Consider the following 15,391-nt stretch of genomic DNA (forward strand, 5'->3'; position numbering starts at 1 on the left):
GGGCCTTCGGCTTTGTGGGCCTGATGAGCAGGCTCGCGTGACCGTCGAGGCGGTGCGCCAGTACCAGATGGAGACAACCGATGATCCAGTCCGTAAAGGTCAAGAACCTCTCGCTGTCGAAGGACAATGTCCGCAAATCCGGTCGTGAGGCCGGTATCGACGCTCTCGCCGCCAGCATCGCAACGCAAGGCTTGTTGCAGAACCTCATCGTTACCCCGCTCAAGAAGGCGGGCCATTTCACCGTCAAGGCGGGCGGGCGCCGGCTGCGCGCACTCCAGAGCCTGATCGAACAGGGCACGCTGCCCGCCGACCATGTCGTGCCGGTCCTCGTCCTTACCGACGATGACAACTCGGTCGAGGCGAGCCTCACCGAGAACTTCCAGCGCGTTCCGATGAACCCGGCGGATGAAAGCACCGCGTTCAACTTCCTCATCCAGAAGGGGATGACCGCCGAGGACGTTGCCAAGCGCCAGGGCGTTACCACCCGCTTCGTCGAGCAGCGGGTGCGGCTTGCCGAGCTCGCGCCGTGCGTGTTCCAGGCTCTCGCCGCCGGCGAAATCACGCTGGGTGTCGCCCAGGCCTATGCCGTGACGAGCGACATCGATCGTCAGGCGCGCGTCTTCGCGCAGATGAGCACCTCCTATTACGGCGATCAGCCCGACAACATCCGGCGCGCGATCCTCAACGGCACGATCAAGGCGAACGATGCCAAGGCGCGGTTCATCGGTCGCGATGCCTATGTCGCGGCAGGCGGCCGCATCGAGGGGGATCTCTTTGCAGCCGAGGGGGACGAGAACTGGATCGACGTCGATCTTCTCGAAGATCTTGCCGGCAAAAAGCTGGAGGCGGCCGCTGCCGAACTCGCACAGGCCGAGGGCCTCGCGTTCGTGACGCCGATCGCGGCCACGCACGTACCCTATGATCTCGAGCGTCAACTTCATGAGTTTCACGCACCCGCGCGGCCGCTCAGCGAGGAGGAGCGCGCGCGTGTCGAAGCGCTCTCGGCCGAAAATGACCAACTCGTCGAGCAGCTTGAGCGTGAACTGACCGACGGGACGCCGGAAGCCGAGGTCGCGAACGATCGCCTCGACGAGATCGAACGGGAGCTTGAGAGCATCGAGGATTCCCGTCGCGAGATCGATCCGGCGGTCCGGGCGCAGATCGGGACGTTCGTCTATATCGGTGGCGATGGCGAAGCCCGCGTTCACACCCGCATGTTCAGTGAGAAGCCCGTTGTCGATCCGAATGCTCCGCCCAAGGCGACGGGCGGTGCCAATGGTGAAGACGGCGCCGGCGACATCGATCATGGACCCAAGCTCAGCGCTACGCTGATCGACGAGCTGGCGACCCAGCGCCGGCAGATCCTCGTCGCCCATATCGCCAGCGATCCGGCGATGGCGCTGGACCTCACCATCTTCCTGATGGCGCAGAATGTCGTCTTCGAGCAGAATTACGTCCGCAATCACTCGACGCTCAAGTCCGGCGGCGCGCAATTCCCGATCTTCGGCTTCCGCGACGAAGGGTCGATGGCGTCGCAGACCATCGAGGATCAGCGCCAGCGTCTCGATACGAGTTGGGCCGGTTACAAGACCATGACCGAGCGTTTCGAAGCCTTTCGTGCGCTCGACGACGAGGCCCGCGGCAGTTGGGTGGCCTTCTCGATCGCACGCACGCTGGAACCGAGCCTGAACATCGCCGAGGGCGGACGGTCCAACGGGTTCCATGACCATCTTGGTCGCGCGCTCGACATTCAGGTCGAGCATTGGTGGCGCCCCACGGCCGAGAACTTCTTCGGCCGCGTCAAAAAGGAGGTCATGCTCGCCGCGCTCGAGGACATTGGCGGGCCGATCCTGCGCGGGCGCTACAAGGACGCCAAGAAGGGCGACCTTGCCGCAACCTGCGCTTCGCTCTGCAACGGGCAGGGGATCGTCGAGGCCGAAATCCGTGAAAAGGCGACGGCCTGGCTGCCTGATGCGATGCGCTTCGACGCCGTCGAGCAGCCCGAGACCATCGCGCTGCGCTCGACGTTCATCGACGAGGCCGATGATGTCGATCCCGGCGATGATGGTGATGATGTCGATGATGAGTCGGATCTGGAGGACGCGCCGCACGACGATCAGGAGGATTTGAGCGAGGCGGCCTGACGCCCGTTTGCACGGTTCGAGGCGACTGGGGGCGGCACTCTTCGCGGAGTGTCGCCCCTCCTTTTGTGCCCCGGCGGCAGGCTCTCTGAGGGGAGGGTGCTGGTCCGGGATCGCCTCTACGAGATCAGGAGAATGACCGTGGTAAAGACCACCGATAAACCGTCGCCTGCCGACACTATCACCAACGCGATCATCAACAAACTCGAAGCGGGCGTACGCCCTTGGGTGAAACCATGGCGGCCGGGCCTTGGCGGCCGTCCTCTTCGCGCGACCGGCGACCCGTATAAGGGCATCAATTGCTTCTGGCTGTGGCTCTGCGCCGAAGGCGCCGGCTACCATTCTCGCACCTGGATGACCTATAAGCAGGCGCAGGCGCTGGGCGGCCAGGTCCGCGAAGGCGAGCGGTCGCAAATCGCCATTTTCTACAAATCCTACAGCAAGACGGTGGAGTCGCCCGTCACCGGCGACCCCACGGACGAAATGCGACGCGTGCTGCGATCCTACGCCGTCTTCAATGCCGATCAGATCGAAGGGCTGCCGGAGAAATTTTATCCAAGCCCCCTCAGCGTGGTCGCCCCCGACGACGAACTGCCGGATCGCGCAGAGCGCTTCCTCGATGCCCTTCCGGCGAGGGTTTTCCAGTGCGGCGATCGGGCCTTCTATGACCGTGTTGCCGACAGCATCACGATGCCGCCCGTCGCGTTGTTTTCCACCCGTGCCTATTTCGCGTCGACGTTAGCGCATGAGGCAGGGCATTGGACCGGTCATCCTGACCGGCTCAACCGAGAGTTCGGCAGGAAATTCGGCGACAACGCTTATGCTTTCGAAGAGCTTTGCGCCGAGATGACATCCGCCCTGCTCGGCGCGGATCTTGGCCTCCCGACCGCCCATATCGACGATCATGCAGCGTATATCGGCTCGTGGCTCGCGGTGCTGCGCAAGGATTCCCGCGCCATCATGACGGCTGCAGCAAAAGCCGAAGCGGCCGCCGCTTTCCTGCTCCGCGCAACGGGCCTCGCCACATCGGACGACGCCCAGGATCCGATCCGTGAAGCAGCATGATCGCGGCGATCGGCCGCCCAGACCCCGGCGGCTACCGCCGGTTCGCCGTACCGTTCAGCCGCGGCAAGGACAGGGGAGGGGAGGACGCCTTCGGCCTTTTGAGCGCGCCAGAGCGCTCAGAAGGAGGCTCCCATGCTCTACGATACGCTCTACCGCCACAATCAGGCCCTTTCCCTCGCCGGTCTGGACCATCTGCCGGCGGCGCTCCACGCCCTCAACGCCGCCGTCGACGATTGTCAGCGTGCCGGCAAGCCTGTCGCCGGCGACGCGGCAATCCTTCTTCTCATCCGCCATCTGGCGGACATTGCCGAACGCGACACGCCCAGCGTCAACGCCCTTCGCCTCCGTTGCGAAGCGGATCGCCTGGCGGTTGCCGCCGCGCCGGCGCTGCTCGACATCGCCGGGAAGAGCGTCGGCGGAAACTACCACGCCAAACGTACCTTCCACTATCAGGCGCGCCGCGCGCTTGCACGTCTCGCGACGGCGATCGGTCTCGATGCGGACGACGTCCGTATCAACACCGTCATGGGTGCCGATCACGAAGACGGCACGACGGAGCTGCGCCACGCGGATCTCGCCGTTCGCGTGGTTCCACGGGGCTTCCTCCCCGACAGCGAAGTGTCGATCAGCCGCTGTCGCGATGGGCAGGCGGTTGGCAGGCCTTACTGCGCGCCGATTGCCGAGTTGCTCGACGTGGCCGCGTTCCGCCGCCGGCTTGCCGGCACGCCCGACGAGATCGGCGCTGTGTGCCTCGCCGCTGCGGCCTGAACCCCGTAATGCAGGAGACCTTTCATGGGTTGGCTCTTCATGCGCGATAAGGATGGCTACGCCACGCCGCGCTCCTATCTCGACAACCAGTTCACCTATGCGCACGCGGATCATCGTCTCACGGTTCTCGCGTCTTCGATGGTCGGTTCGACCTATTATGCCGCGTGCGAACGGATCGAGGCGTCCGGCGCTCGGGCCGTCTTCGCCGTCGTGTGCCTGACCAGGCAAAGCACCGGCGCGCGCGATGGCTGCACGTTCGGCTACAAAGATAGTGCGCCGTTGCGGCGCTGAAATGGAGTATCAGTGATGATGAGGTAAGTTGAGAATGCCTCTGCTCGCCGGACTAACCTCGGACCTCACAAGGTCTGAAATCCCGAAAGGGACGGGGAACAATAGCATGTTCGGAAAAGGCCGGATGCGTCTCAGTCGCAAATCGAGACGATGACGGTCAGGGCAAGGTGCGTATGGTGAAGGCTATACTGCTTAAATCCCAGTCTGCAGCAATCTATATAGCGATACTGGCGAAAGCGACTGTCACGCCAGGTCCGGATGTTGACAGCGGTCTCATGTCTTGGCCGCCTGTTTCTCAGCCCATCCGGTGCGCCTCTCGTCGAGGGGTTTAGTGGACGAACGGGACACCTAACCGCGCCGCATCTCCATTCAGCGTAACTACGGGATGCCCTAAACAGGCGGCTTCTGCCGGCCTGCATGGGTACGGAGCCGCCATATTACTCAAACGCCCGGGGTAATGCCCGGGACATCGACCTCTTCGGAGGCGGCGGTGCAACCGTATAAGGTCTTGAGCGATCAGGCCGAAAGCGGGGAAGACCGGGGGAAGGGCGGCAGCTGTGATTCTTCAACCACCGATCATGGGGTGTGCTGATGCTGCCAGAAACTGTGAAAGGCCGGTTGGAGGCCATTCCGACGCTCGTTGCGTCGGGCAAACGGGTGAATGGGCTCTATCGTCTGATGGGGTCTCGCCTCCTTTGGGAGGACGGCCTCCAAAAGATCGCATCCAACAAGGGTGCGATGACGCCGGGTATCGACGGCGAGACTTTCGTGGACTTTGGACCGGAAGACCTCGACCCGATTATCGCCAGCGTGATGGCAGGGACCTACGATCCCAAACCAGTGCGTCGGGTGTTTATCCCGAAAGGCAAGGGCAAACGGCGTCCGCTGGGGATTCCCACGCGTGATGACCGCCTCGTTCAGGAAGTGGCGCGGCAACTGCTCGAACGGATCTATGAGCCGGTGTTCTCGAACGCCTCCCATGGATTCCGGCCGGGCCGGTCGTGTCATACGGCGCTTGAACATGTCAAAGCCGTATGGACGGGGGTGAAATGGCTCGTAGATGTGGATGTCGCAGGGTTCTTCGAGAACATCGACCATGACATTCTCCTGCGGCTGCTGCGGAAACGGATCGATGACGAGAAATTCATCGGCCTGATCGGCAGCATGCTTAAGGCGGGCGTTATGGAAGACCGGGTTCACACCCGGACCTACAGCGGCACTCCGCAGGGCGGTATCGTCTCTCCAATCCTGGCCAACATCTATCTCCATGAACTCGATATGTTCATGGCGGAACGGATGGCGGCTTTCGAGAGGGGGAAGGTCCGTGCCACGAACCCGGAATATGGGCGACTGGCTGGGCGCATCCAGAAACAACGGAAGCGCGTCACTATGCTGCGGGCTAAAGAGAACGTCGACGAGGTGAAGGTTGCGGCCGCCTTGGCCAAAATCCAAACCTTACTGCCGCAAAAGCGGTCCATCCCGTCGGGAGATGCGATGGACCCCGGTTATCGCCGACTTCGTTACTGTCGCTACGCGGACGACTTCATGATTGGGGTTATCGGTAGCAAGGAGGATGCACGAAGCGTGTTCGCCGAAGTCAGGGCATTCCTGACAGAAGCATTGGCGCTAACGGTGTCCGAGGAGAAAAGCGGTATCCGCAAGGCGAGCGATGGGGCCGCCTTCCTTGGATATGAAGTCCGCACATATACGACACGTCAGCGGGTGGTTCGGAGCCGAAAGGGCTCCGTCAGCTTCCTCCGCAGGCCGCCGTCGGAAGTGATGCAGCTGCATGTCCCTTGGGAGAAGGTCCACGCGTTTGCCTCGGCGAAGGGCTATGGTGATCTGTCGGTCTTGAAGCCGCGTCATCGTAGCCTGCTGCTCAGCTGCAGCGACGTTGAGATTGTCCTTGCTTACAACGCCGAATTGCGGGGTTTTGCGAACTATTACGCTCTCGCCAAGGATGTGAGCTTCAAGCTGAACAGGCTTGAGTTCCTCCAGCGGTGGAGCTTGTTCAAGACCTTGGCCAGCAAGCACAAGACCAATGTGCGAGCGGTCGTGGCCCGCATGAGGACGGGGCAGGAATTTACCATCGGCTACGACGTCGATGGCCAGCCCCGATCGGTCAAAGTCTGGAAACTGGCTCATCTGAAACGTGATCCGGCCACCTCGTCCAGGATTGATATCCAGCCTTGGACGCAGGTGTTCACACACTCACGTACGGACTGGGTTGAACGTCAAAATGCCAAGCAATGCGAGGCTTGCGGTCGATCCGATATTCCGTGTCAGGTGCACCATATCCGGGGGATGGCCGATGTTTCGCACCGCGGCTTTGTCGTGAGAATGAAGGCGGCCCGCGCGCGCAGGACGGTAGTCCTGTGCGAGCAGTGCCACCGGGACACTCATGCTGGCCGATTGCCCGATCAGCGCGAAGGAATGGTAGGTCACAGTGGAGAGCCGCATGCAGTGAAAGCTGCACGTGCGGTTCGGCGGGGGGATCAGGGCTGACTCCATGAGCAGCACCAATCCTACCCGACTGACGGAAGCGATGGGACCGTGCGAAAGCGACTGCCCCGCTGCAATTCTCGATGAATTGACCGAAACCGACAGCACCTACGCCTCCGAATGGCGCGCACGCTGTCGTGCCAACCTGGTTCGCCGCAAGCTCGAACGCGCGAAGCCGGCCCCGAAGCCGGGACAGACCATCGTCTTCGACGAGCCCATTCGTTTCAATGACGGCGAAGATCGCGACCGCTTCACGGTCATTGCCAATCCGAAGGGCAAGGCACCGCTCTTTCGCGATCCCACAACCGGCACTGTGTGCCGGATCACAAAGCTCAAGACGCGCGCATACCGGCTTATCAACCCGACCATCGTCCCGAAGGACGCGACCGATGGTTGAGCGCGCGCCAGTGATCGCGGCCTGGGGCGCGGGCGTCGATTCCACCGCCATGATCATCGAGCTCGTCGAACGAGGCGAGCCGATCGATATGGTGTTGTTCGCCGATACCGGATCCGAGAAGACCGATACCTATGCGTTCATTCCGGTCTTTCGTCATTGGATGGACCGTCACGATGTTGCGTCCGAGATAGTCCGCTACGAACCGCGAAACTTCAAGCATTGGCCGCCCTATGATAGCTTGGGCACCAACATGCTGACCAACGCCACCCTGCCGTCCAAGGCATTTGGGCGGGGGTCGTGCTCGCTCAAATGGAAGGTGGCGCCGCAGGACAAATGGACGGCCCAATGGGCGCCCGCGATACGGTGCTGGGGAGAAGGCGGACGTGTCGTCAAACTGATCGGCTATGACTGTTCCGGTGCCGATCAGCGACGCTACGCGCATGCCGAGGGATATGCTGACCCTCGCTATGACTATCGGTATCCCCTTCGCGAACTGGGCTGGACCCGGGCGGATTGCGTTGCACGTATTGAGCGTGCGGGCCTCCCTGTACCGCCTAAATCCTCATGTTTTTTCTGTCCCGCCATGCGGCCACACGAGGTGGATGCGCTCTCCAAGGATGAACTTCGCACCATCGTTCTGATGGAGGCCCGCGCAAAACCGCGCTTGCGCACGATCGAGGGCCTCTGGCGCAAGCCCGTTGTCGGGCGCGGCGGGGCGATACCGAGACCGGGCAATATCACCGCCTATGTCCGTGCGCTCGGCCTTCTGCCACCGAGCGAGGTTGATCGGATCGTTGCGGATGCACCGCTCGCGCTGGTCGCTTTCCAGGCGGCGCAAGCGCGCAAACCCGTCGAGCAGCGCATGTCGATGGCGCGTTGGCTCGACGCATTCCACCGGGGTCAGTCCGCAGGCTGACCCCCTCCCTAGCTATGGAGACTCTCATGGCCGATCGCGCTTCTGTCGCGATCCGCATCGGCGGATCGCTGTCCCCTGACCTCCTTCCCGGCTTCTGCGCTGCCGTCGCGAGCGACGGCGCCTATACGGACTGGGAGGGCACCGCGTTCGATCCGGACGCTCTCGATACGAGCGTTCCCCTGTACCTGGCCGACCATGAGGTTGCCTGGGGCCGGTTCGAGGCGATCGAGACTTTCTGTGTCGATCATGCCCTTGTCTTCGCGCGCTGGGCTGGCGGCGCTCCTGGGGCGTTTGGCCCGGAGCGGGTGGTCTTTGACGGCATGACCGTTCGCAGTTTCAGCGCGTCGGACGATGACCAGATCCTGATCTCGGCGGAAACGGTGCGCGGTCTCGGCAGCTTCGCGGCGGTGCTGTCGCATCTCGCAGCGGCGGAATTGGAGATACCCCCATTCCGGATCGACGGCAGGGTCTGAGGGCAAAGCGAAACCGGTCTGTGTCGACACCTTCCCCGCCAGAGGATGCCGCATATGGGCGCCCGCGAGGCGCTGGCAACCCGCGAACGGCGGGCCGAGTTGCCGTGTGCCACGGCTGCCCGCACCACCCCTTGTTCGCGAGTTCCCCTCGGCTGTGCCTCGGTGCCAGCCCCTCTTTTGCGAGCGCCCGGAGGATGCGCATCCGGCGGAGAGGCCGCCGGCACAGACAGAAAGGCTCGCTATCATGTCCACATCGCTTGCAGCCGCACTCGCGGCACTGGAGCTAGGGCACCTCGAACCCCGCGCTGAAGACCTGAGTGGCATGGCGCCGCCACCAACCGAGGCGCTGGAGCAGACCGCCACCGCAATCTGGAGCGATCTCTTCACGACGATGGGAAACACCGCGCTGGAGCGCGACATCGAAGACCTGGGCTGGGGCCTGGTGAACCTCTTCCACCGCGCCGCCGCCAAGAAACACGGACTGGTCGATCGATTGACCGACGACATCCGCCTTCTCCTCGCCGAACAGGACGGCTCCGAAATCAGCACGGCCAATCTGGAGGAGAAGATCGATCTTGCCAAGAAGGTCGAGGAATCCGCTGGTGCCTTCGAGATCATGCGCGATGTCGCCGCCGCGCACTATATCCGCGAGACCGGGAGATCGTGGGTGCCATCGTCCGGCAACCGCATTTCGCTCGGCGTCACCGCCGGGATCGTCGATGGCCATGCCTTCCTGCGAGCGCGCCGCGAGCGGGCTCTGAACGCAAACACCGCGCAGGGTACGCCCGTTGTGTTCGCCGGTGGCCGCCTCACCTTCGCCAACGACGAAGATATGAAGACGTTCGCCGATAATCTGCTGGCCACCCTCAACAAGGTTCGCGCCCATGTCGGCGACATGTATCTCGTACACGGCGGCGATATGAAGGGTATCGAGCGGCTTGCAGCGTCTTGGGCCGAGCAGAATGGCATCCAGCAGGTGCGGTTCGGTCTCGATCGCAAACTCGGAGACCGCGCCGGCTTCCGTCGCAACGAGCAGATGCTCTCGCTCAAGCCGCGGTTCGTTATCGCCTTCCAGGGCAACGGCGTGACGGAGCGGCTTGTCATCGAAGCCAAGGCTCGGGGACTCCGTGTCGTTGATCGTCGCGGCCCGTTGGGAAGCCCTCCTTCCGCTGCCCGTCGCGCTGCGGGCTGAAGCCGCGGGCCGCCGGTTTTCCGGCGGCCCCCTTTTCGCTGCGCTTAACGTCCTCCCCTGGAAATTCCCGCAGGCGAGAGGAGGGGAGGGCGCCGAGGCCCTTTTTGGTGTCGCTGAATAGCACTGGAACCCGTCGGCCGTGTTGGCGGCCGGGACGCGGCTCAGAGTCCACCAGCCATCCGCGTTGCCGACGCTGCACCGACGGTCGCTTTACCACGAACTAGAGAGAGATGATGATGCGCGATTTGCATGATGAGGAACTGCGCGCTCTGCTAGCCTTCCGGCAGCGTCACGGGCGCTGCTGGAAGGCCGCGCTGCTGCTACGCTGGTCGGCCGGCACCGACACCGATGAACCGGGTTCGGCGTATCTGCGCCATTTGCGCAATATTGCCGGGCCGCGCTGGTTGATCGGGCTATCGGCCTCCATGCTCGATGACGCTGCGCGGCGTTTTGCCGGGACCGTCGATCTAGCGCTTGTCGGCATTTTCATGGAGAATGCTGTGGGATTTGCGCGCGGTGCGGCGGGTGGGGTGGAGATCGCGCCCGCGAGTGCCGCACATTCGCTGGCGATCGCGATCGAACTCGGCCTCAAAGCCTTTTTGATGAAGGCCGGCTATGCCGACGACTGGAACCGCGTCCATATTCGGCATGACCTCGAAAAGGCCCTGGCGCTTGCGATGGAGGCGGGCCTGTCCGGCCTGCCTCCGGAATTGCCGGAACTTGCCGCGATCCTTTCGCCGGCCTATCGCCGCCACCAGATCGACGCCTTGTTCCGGGCTGGAGCGTCACCCTTCGATGTGGCCGACGTCTCTCACTGCATCGACCGTCTCCTTGCCGTGATCAGGGCGCAGATCGTGTGACGGCGCACCACCGCATCATCCTTTGCCGCATCATCCTTTGCGCGGTTCGAAAAGGCGCTAGCCATCCCATGAAGCCGGGGATGGGCGGGCCTGCGGCGTACCGTGCGTCAGACGGCCATTATGTCTGTTGCCATGAGAGTTGCCGTCGTTTCGCTGCGGACGACCGTCTTAGGTGCGAAAAAGCGCTGACGACCGGTTGTGGGGTCTCTGCCTGGCGGGGACATGCCGCGGCGATAGGGGAAGGTTTCTGCATCGGTTCCTGGGTTCATAGAACCAAAGCCACCATCTCTTCTTTTTGACCTGATCCCTAAGTCGGTCGTTCGGTCCTTCCAACCCGCTCCCCTTCGGGCCGAGTTGCCGTGTGCCACGGCTGCCCGCACCACCCCTTGTGTCGGGGTTTCCCTGCGCGGCTGACGCGCTTCGGTGGAAGCACCGCCCATGCCCGCCTTTTTCGGGGGTCAGTCGAAGGGACGGTCCCTTCGGCACCCAAAAAAGGAACCTCGACATGCAAAACCTCGTCATCCTCGCCGGCAATGTCGGCGCCACGCCGGAAGCCCGCACCACCCAGGGCGGCACCAAGATCACCCACTTCAGCCTCGCGACCTCGCGGCCCAAGCGCGACAGCAACGGCAAGATCGTCAAGGACGACAATGGCCGGCGGATCGAAGATACCGAATGGCACCGGATCACCTGCTTCAACGGCGTCGGCAAGACGGTCGAACAATATGTCGACAAGGGGATGAAGGTGATGGTGCGCGGTCGCATCCACTACACCCGCTGGACCGACAACGAGAATATCGAGCGGTATGGCGTCGAGATCATCGCCGACGAGGTGACCTTCCTCACCCGCGCCAAGTCCGCCAGTGGCGACCAGGGCGGCAATGACAGCTCGGTCGATGACGACGAAATTCCGTTCTGAAACCCGCGAAGGCCCGGTGGCCACAACCACCGGGCCTTTTGCTGTGTCGGCATTCCTCTGCTTGGGCTTGTCAGAAATCCATATATCCAATATTATCGATATATGGACAATGATTCTGCTATCAGCGCGCTGGCGGCGCTTGCCCAAGGCACTCGCCTTGATGCGTTTCGCTTGCTGGTGCGTCATGAGCCCGATGGCCTGGCCGCGGGCGAAGTCGCCCGCCAGCTCAATATCCCCCAGAATACGATGTCATCGCATCTGGCCGGGCTTGCGCGTGCGGGCCTGATCCGTGCCGAGCGCCACAGTCGCCAGATCATCTACCGCGCCGACCTCGATCAGCTCAAGGCGCTGACCCTGTTCCTGGTCAAGGATTGCTGCGGGGGCAGGGCGGAACTGTGCGAGCCGCTGATCGCCGAGCTTGTTCCCTGCTGCTGACGGAGCCCTGTATGCCCGACCGTATTTATAATGTCCTGTTCCTGTGTACCGGGAACTCGGCGCGTTCCATCCTTGGCGAAGCGGTCATGAACAAGCTCGGCGAGGGGCGTTTCAGAGCCTATAGCGCCGGGAGCCAGCCAAAAGGGCAGGTCCACCCAATGGCATTGTCGGTGCTTCAGGGGCTCGGCTTCGATACCACCGATATGCGGTCCAAGAGCTGGGATGAGTTTGCCGGTGCCGGTGCGCCGCAGTTCGATTTCATCTTCACGGTCTGCGACAATGCAGCCGGTGAGACCTGTCCAGTGTGGATCGGCCATCCCATGACAGCGCATTGGGGCATTGAAGACCCTGCTGCGATCGAGGGCGAGGGGCAACGCGAGGCCTTCCTGCAGGCGCTGCGCTATTTGCAGAATCGCATTGCGCTGTTTCTGGCGCTCCCGATCTCGAGCCTCGATGACATGGCGATGCGGCGCAAGCTCAAGGACATCGGACAGAGCGAAGGCGCCAGCGCCAAGGCGGAGGCGGGTGAATGACCGTGGATATCATCATCTACCACAATCCCGAATGCGGGACGTCGCGCAATGCGCTCGCGATGATCCGCAATGCCGGGATCGAACCACATGTGATCGAATATCTGAAGACGCCGCCTTCCCGCAGTCAGCTGGAAAGCCTGATCGCACGCGCCGGGATCGGCGCGCGCGCCTTGTTGCGCGAGAAGGGCACGCCATTTGCGGACCTCGGCCTGGGCGATGAAGGTCTTTCCGACACGGCGCTGATCGACGCAATGATGGCCCATCCCATCCTCATCAACCGTCCGCTCGTGGTCTCGCCGCTCGGCGTCAAGCTGTGCCGCCCTTCCGAAGCGGTGCTGGACCTCATTCCCGCGGCCCAACGCGGTGCCTTCGCCAAGGAAGACGGCGAGCAGGTCGTCGACGCTGCCGGCAACCGCGTCACGGCAGGCTGAACGATGGCAGCGGTTACGGTCCGGCCGGCGGTCCTCGCCGACGCGCCGGCGATCGCCGCCATCTACGCCCATCATGTCCGGGAGGGCACCGCCAGCTTCGATACCAGCCCGCGCTCGGTGATGGAGACCGAAGCCAAGATTGGCGCATGCTTGGCGAAAGGCTGGCCGTTTCTCGCCGCCCAGCAGGGCGGCGATGTTGTCGGCTATGCCTATGCCACGCAGTTTCGCGATCGGCCTGCCTATGCGTCGAGCTGCGAGAACTCGATTTATGTCGATCCCGGGCATCAGCGCCGAGGTGTCGGAAAGGCGCTGCTTGCTGCTCTGCTGGCACAGACCGAGGCGGCAGGATTTCGCCAGATGATTGCCGTCATCGGTGGGGGTGAAGCGGCATCCGTCGCCCTCCATGCCAAGCTCGGCTTCGAACATGCCGGCACGATGCGCTCGGTGGGACGCAAGTTCGGACGCTGGCTCGACACCGTCTATATGCAGATCGCGCTGGGTGTCGGTGACGCCGCCCCACCGCTCAAGGAACCGCAATGACCCAGACCCGTCGACCACGGCTATCCTTTCTCGATCGCTATCTCACCTTGTGGATTTTTCTGGCGATGGCCTTGGGCGTAGGCCTTGGCACGCGCATCGAGGGGCTGCCCGCCGCGATCAACGGCCTGTCCTGGGGCACCACGAATATACCGATCGCGATCGGCCTCATCCTGATGATGTATCCACCGCTGGCTAAGGTTCGTTACGAGGAGCTGCCGCGCGTTTTCGAGGACAAGCGGGTGCTGGCGATATCGCTTGTCCAGAACTGGATCATCGGCCCGGTGCTGATGTTCGTTCTGGCCGTCATCTTCCTGCGCGCCGAGCCAGCCTATATGACGGGTCTCATCTTGATCGGGCTGGCCCGATGCATCGCGATGGTCATCGTCTGGAACCAGCTTGCCAAGGGCGACAATCAATATGTCGCGGCGCTGGTGGCGTTCAATTCGATCTTCCAGATCCTGTTCTTCAGCCTCTATGCCTGGTTCTTCCTCGCCTTCCTGCCGCCCTTGTTCGGGCTGGAGGGCAGCGTCATCAACGTCAGCTTCTGGATCATCGCGCAAGCGGTGGCGGTCTACCTCGGTATTCCCTTCCTTGCGGGATATCTGACCCGCAAGGGTCTCGTCGCGGCCAAGGGGCGCGACTGGTACGAGAGCGTATTCCTCCCGAAGATCGGTCCGGTTACGCTCATCGCCCTGCTGTTCACGATCGTTGCCATGTTCAGCCTGAAGGGCAGCGAGATCGTTACGCTGCCCGGTGATGCTGTCCGCATCGCCATCCCGCTGACGATCTATTTCGTCGTCCAGTTTTCGATCAGCTTCTTCATGGGCAAGCTCATCGCCAGCGACTATCCGCGCACGACGGCTGTGGCCTTCACGGCTGCGGGCAATAATTTCGAACTGGCCATTGCCGTCGCGATCGCCGCTTTCGGGCTGGCGTCCCCGGTCGCTTTCGCAGCCGTCATCGGCCCACTGGTGGAGGTGCCAGTGCTGATCCTGCTGGTGAATGTCGCCTTCTGGTTCGGTCGCCGCTGGTTTCCCGATACCGTGCCCGAGCAAGGCCGATGAGCGAGGACATCATGGCCTTTGAGCGCCTGCGCCAGCTATCCGAGCCGGATTATCTGCCGGCTCTGAAGATGGCCTTTGCCCGCCGGAGGCCCGCGCTTGGTCTCGGCCCGAACGATCCGCCGCCACGCATTCTTCTCCTCTATGGCAGCTTGCGGAAGCGATCCTACTCTCGGCTTGTGGTGGAGGAATCTGCGCGGCTTCTCCAGTTTTTCGGATGTGAAACGCGGATATTCGATCCTTCTGATCTGCCGCTTCCCGACCAGGTCGAAGGGGACGACCACCCGGCCGTTGCCGAACTACGGGCGCATTCCTTGTGGTCGGAAGGGCAGATCTGGTGCAGCCCGGAACGGCACGGGCAGATCACCGGTATCATGAAGGCCCAGATCGACCATCTGCCTCTGGCGTATAAGGGCATGCGCCCGACGCAGGGGCGGACCCTGGCTGTGATGCAGGTCAGCGCGGGTTCGCAATCCTTCAACAGCGTCAACACACTGCGCATCCTTGGCCGGTGGATGAGGATGTTCACGATCCCCAACCAGTCGAGCGTGGCTAAGGCGTTCGCCGAATTTGACGATGACGGCCGCATGAAGCCGTCGAGCTATTATGATCGCATCGTCGATGTGGTCGAGGAGCTTGTACGCTTTACCGTCCTGCTGCGGCCGCATGCCGATCAACTCGTCGATCGCTATTCCGAACGGAGCGAAGCGGGCATTCCTGTAGACCCATCGAACGATCTCTCGTCGATCGCAATCGCGCCCCAAACCGTACGGGGATGAGCCGTTGGCATGCGGCAGACCTTCAGCCCCTGTCCTACGACTGGTCAGCCAAGTGCTTTTGGGCATCATCGGCATTCTATTTGTGGGA

Annotated in this window: 17 protein-coding genes; all 17 read left to right on the top strand. The window is 62.7% G+C overall.

Going from position 1 to position 15,391, the window contains the following annotated elements:
* Positions 1–80 precede the first annotated feature (80 nt).
* The gene (locus tag IWY39_RS23195; RefSeq protein ID WP_021243471.1) at positions 81–2,144 is read left to right on the top strand and encodes a ParB/RepB/Spo0J family partition protein; all 2,064 of its coding nucleotides are present in this window, start codon (positions 81–83) and stop codon (positions 2,142–2,144) included.
* Positions 2,145–2,276: 132 nt separating this feature from the next.
* Positions 2,277–3,206 (top strand): ArdC family protein, encoded by a 930-nt coding sequence (locus IWY39_RS23200; protein ID WP_021243472.1) that lies wholly within the window; start codon positions 2,277–2,279, stop codon positions 3,204–3,206.
* A gap of 132 nt (positions 3,207–3,338) precedes the next feature.
* Complete coding sequence (locus tag IWY39_RS23205; RefSeq protein ID WP_021243473.1) at positions 3,339–3,974, top strand: hypothetical protein; 636 nt, start codon at positions 3,339–3,341, stop codon at positions 3,972–3,974.
* 24 nt (positions 3,975–3,998) lie between these two features.
* Complete coding sequence (locus IWY39_RS23210; protein WP_021243474.1) at positions 3,999–4,265, top strand: hypothetical protein; 267 nt, start codon at positions 3,999–4,001, stop codon at positions 4,263–4,265.
* A gap of 591 nt (positions 4,266–4,856) precedes the next feature.
* Positions 4,857–6,770 carry a reverse transcriptase domain-containing protein gene (locus IWY39_RS23215; protein ID WP_021243475.1) on the top strand — a complete coding sequence of 638 codons (1,914 nt, stop codon included), beginning with the start codon at positions 4,857–4,859 and terminating at the stop codon, positions 6,768–6,770.
* A 4-nt stretch (positions 6,771–6,774) separates the two neighbouring features.
* Positions 6,775–7,164 (top strand): DUF6927 domain-containing protein, encoded by a 390-nt coding sequence (locus IWY39_RS23220; protein ID WP_021243476.1) that lies wholly within the window; start codon positions 6,775–6,777, stop codon positions 7,162–7,164.
* Positions 7,157–8,080, top strand: a complete 924-nt coding sequence (locus IWY39_RS23225) for a hypothetical protein (protein ID WP_021243477.1) — start codon at positions 7,157–7,159, stop codon at positions 8,078–8,080. Before IWY39_RS23220 ends, IWY39_RS23225 begins: the two co-directional genes overlap by 8 nt.
* Positions 8,081–8,106: 26 nt before the next feature.
* Entirely contained in the window at positions 8,107–8,553 is a 447-nt protein-coding gene (locus IWY39_RS23230; protein WP_021243478.1) for a hypothetical protein, read from the top strand.
* 244 nt (positions 8,554–8,797) lie between these two features.
* Positions 8,798–9,745: a DUF2493 domain-containing protein gene (locus tag IWY39_RS23235; RefSeq protein WP_031290476.1), complete on the top strand. Its 948-nt coding sequence runs from the start codon at positions 8,798–8,800 to the stop codon at positions 9,743–9,745.
* A gap of 233 nt (positions 9,746–9,978) precedes the next feature.
* Entirely contained in the window at positions 9,979–10,605 is a 627-nt protein-coding gene (locus IWY39_RS23240) for a hypothetical protein (protein ID WP_231377888.1), read from the top strand.
* 505 nt (positions 10,606–11,110) lie between these two features.
* Positions 11,111–11,524, top strand: a complete 414-nt coding sequence (locus IWY39_RS23245) for a single-stranded DNA-binding protein (RefSeq protein WP_021243481.1) — start codon at positions 11,111–11,113, stop codon at positions 11,522–11,524.
* 102 nt (positions 11,525–11,626) lie between these two features.
* Positions 11,627–11,959, top strand: a complete 333-nt coding sequence (locus IWY39_RS23250) for an ArsR/SmtB family transcription factor (protein ID WP_021243482.1) — start codon at positions 11,627–11,629, stop codon at positions 11,957–11,959.
* Positions 11,960–11,970: 11 nt separating this feature from the next.
* The gene (locus tag IWY39_RS23255; RefSeq protein WP_021243483.1) at positions 11,971–12,492 is read left to right on the top strand and encodes an arsenate reductase ArsC; all 522 of its coding nucleotides are present in this window, start codon (positions 11,971–11,973) and stop codon (positions 12,490–12,492) included.
* A complete protein-coding gene (arsC, locus tag IWY39_RS23260) occupies positions 12,489–12,923 on the top strand; it encodes an arsenate reductase (glutaredoxin) (protein ID WP_021243484.1) in 435 nt (144 codons plus the stop codon). Before IWY39_RS23255 ends, arsC begins: the two co-directional genes overlap by 4 nt.
* Before the next feature lie 3 nt (positions 12,924–12,926).
* The gene (locus tag IWY39_RS23265) at positions 12,927–13,463 is read left to right on the top strand and encodes a GNAT family N-acetyltransferase (RefSeq protein WP_021243485.1); all 537 of its coding nucleotides are present in this window, start codon (positions 12,927–12,929) and stop codon (positions 13,461–13,463) included.
* The gene (arsB, locus tag IWY39_RS23270; RefSeq protein ID WP_021243486.1) at positions 13,460–14,527 is read left to right on the top strand and encodes an ACR3 family arsenite efflux transporter; all 1,068 of its coding nucleotides are present in this window, start codon (positions 13,460–13,462) and stop codon (positions 14,525–14,527) included. Before IWY39_RS23265 ends, arsB begins: the two co-directional genes overlap by 4 nt.
* Positions 14,524–15,303 carry an arsenical resistance protein ArsH gene (arsH, locus tag IWY39_RS23275; RefSeq protein WP_021243487.1) on the top strand — a complete coding sequence of 260 codons (780 nt, stop codon included), beginning with the start codon at positions 14,524–14,526 and terminating at the stop codon, positions 15,301–15,303. Before arsB ends, arsH begins: the two co-directional genes overlap by 4 nt.
* Positions 15,304–15,391: the final 88 nt, after the last annotated feature.

Source organism: Sphingobium sp. JAI105 (assembly GCF_015752145.1).
GTDB classification, from domain to species: Bacteria; Pseudomonadota; Alphaproteobacteria; order Sphingomonadales; family Sphingomonadaceae; genus Sphingobium; species Sphingobium xenophagum.

Excerpts from the sequence above, each read along its gene's own strand:
- IWY39_RS23195 (WP_021243471.1), top strand. The coding sequence starts at position 81 with ATGATCCAGTCCGTAAAGGTCAAGAACCTCTCGCTGTCGAAGGACAAT.
- IWY39_RS23200 (WP_021243472.1), top strand. The coding sequence starts at position 2,277 with ATGACCGTGGTAAAGACCACCGATAAACCGTCGCCTGCCGACACTATC.
- IWY39_RS23205 (WP_021243473.1), top strand. The coding sequence starts at position 3,339 with ATGCTCTACGATACGCTCTACCGCCACAATCAGGCCCTTTCCCTCGCC.
- IWY39_RS23210 (WP_021243474.1), top strand. The coding sequence starts at position 3,999 with ATGGGTTGGCTCTTCATGCGCGATAAGGATGGCTACGCCACGCCGCGC.
- IWY39_RS23215 (WP_021243475.1), top strand. The coding sequence starts at position 4,857 with ATGCTGCCAGAAACTGTGAAAGGCCGGTTGGAGGCCATTCCGACGCTC.
- IWY39_RS23220 (WP_021243476.1), top strand. The coding sequence starts at position 6,775 with ATGAGCAGCACCAATCCTACCCGACTGACGGAAGCGATGGGACCGTGC.
- IWY39_RS23225 (WP_021243477.1), top strand. The coding sequence starts at position 7,157 with ATGGTTGAGCGCGCGCCAGTGATCGCGGCCTGGGGCGCGGGCGTCGAT.
- IWY39_RS23230 (WP_021243478.1), top strand. The coding sequence starts at position 8,107 with ATGGCCGATCGCGCTTCTGTCGCGATCCGCATCGGCGGATCGCTGTCC.
- IWY39_RS23235 (WP_031290476.1), top strand. The coding sequence starts at position 8,798 with ATGTCCACATCGCTTGCAGCCGCACTCGCGGCACTGGAGCTAGGGCAC.
- IWY39_RS23240 (WP_231377888.1), top strand. The coding sequence starts at position 9,979 with ATGATGCGCGATTTGCATGATGAGGAACTGCGCGCTCTGCTAGCCTTC.
- IWY39_RS23245 (WP_021243481.1), top strand. The coding sequence starts at position 11,111 with ATGCAAAACCTCGTCATCCTCGCCGGCAATGTCGGCGCCACGCCGGAA.
- IWY39_RS23250 (WP_021243482.1), top strand. The coding sequence starts at position 11,627 with ATGGACAATGATTCTGCTATCAGCGCGCTGGCGGCGCTTGCCCAAGGC.
- IWY39_RS23255 (WP_021243483.1), top strand. The coding sequence starts at position 11,971 with ATGCCCGACCGTATTTATAATGTCCTGTTCCTGTGTACCGGGAACTCG.
- arsC (WP_021243484.1), top strand. The coding sequence starts at position 12,489 with ATGACCGTGGATATCATCATCTACCACAATCCCGAATGCGGGACGTCG.
- IWY39_RS23265 (WP_021243485.1), top strand. The coding sequence starts at position 12,927 with ATGGCAGCGGTTACGGTCCGGCCGGCGGTCCTCGCCGACGCGCCGGCG.
- arsB (WP_021243486.1), top strand. The coding sequence starts at position 13,460 with ATGACCCAGACCCGTCGACCACGGCTATCCTTTCTCGATCGCTATCTC.
- arsH (WP_021243487.1), top strand. The coding sequence starts at position 14,524 with ATGAGCGAGGACATCATGGCCTTTGAGCGCCTGCGCCAGCTATCCGAG.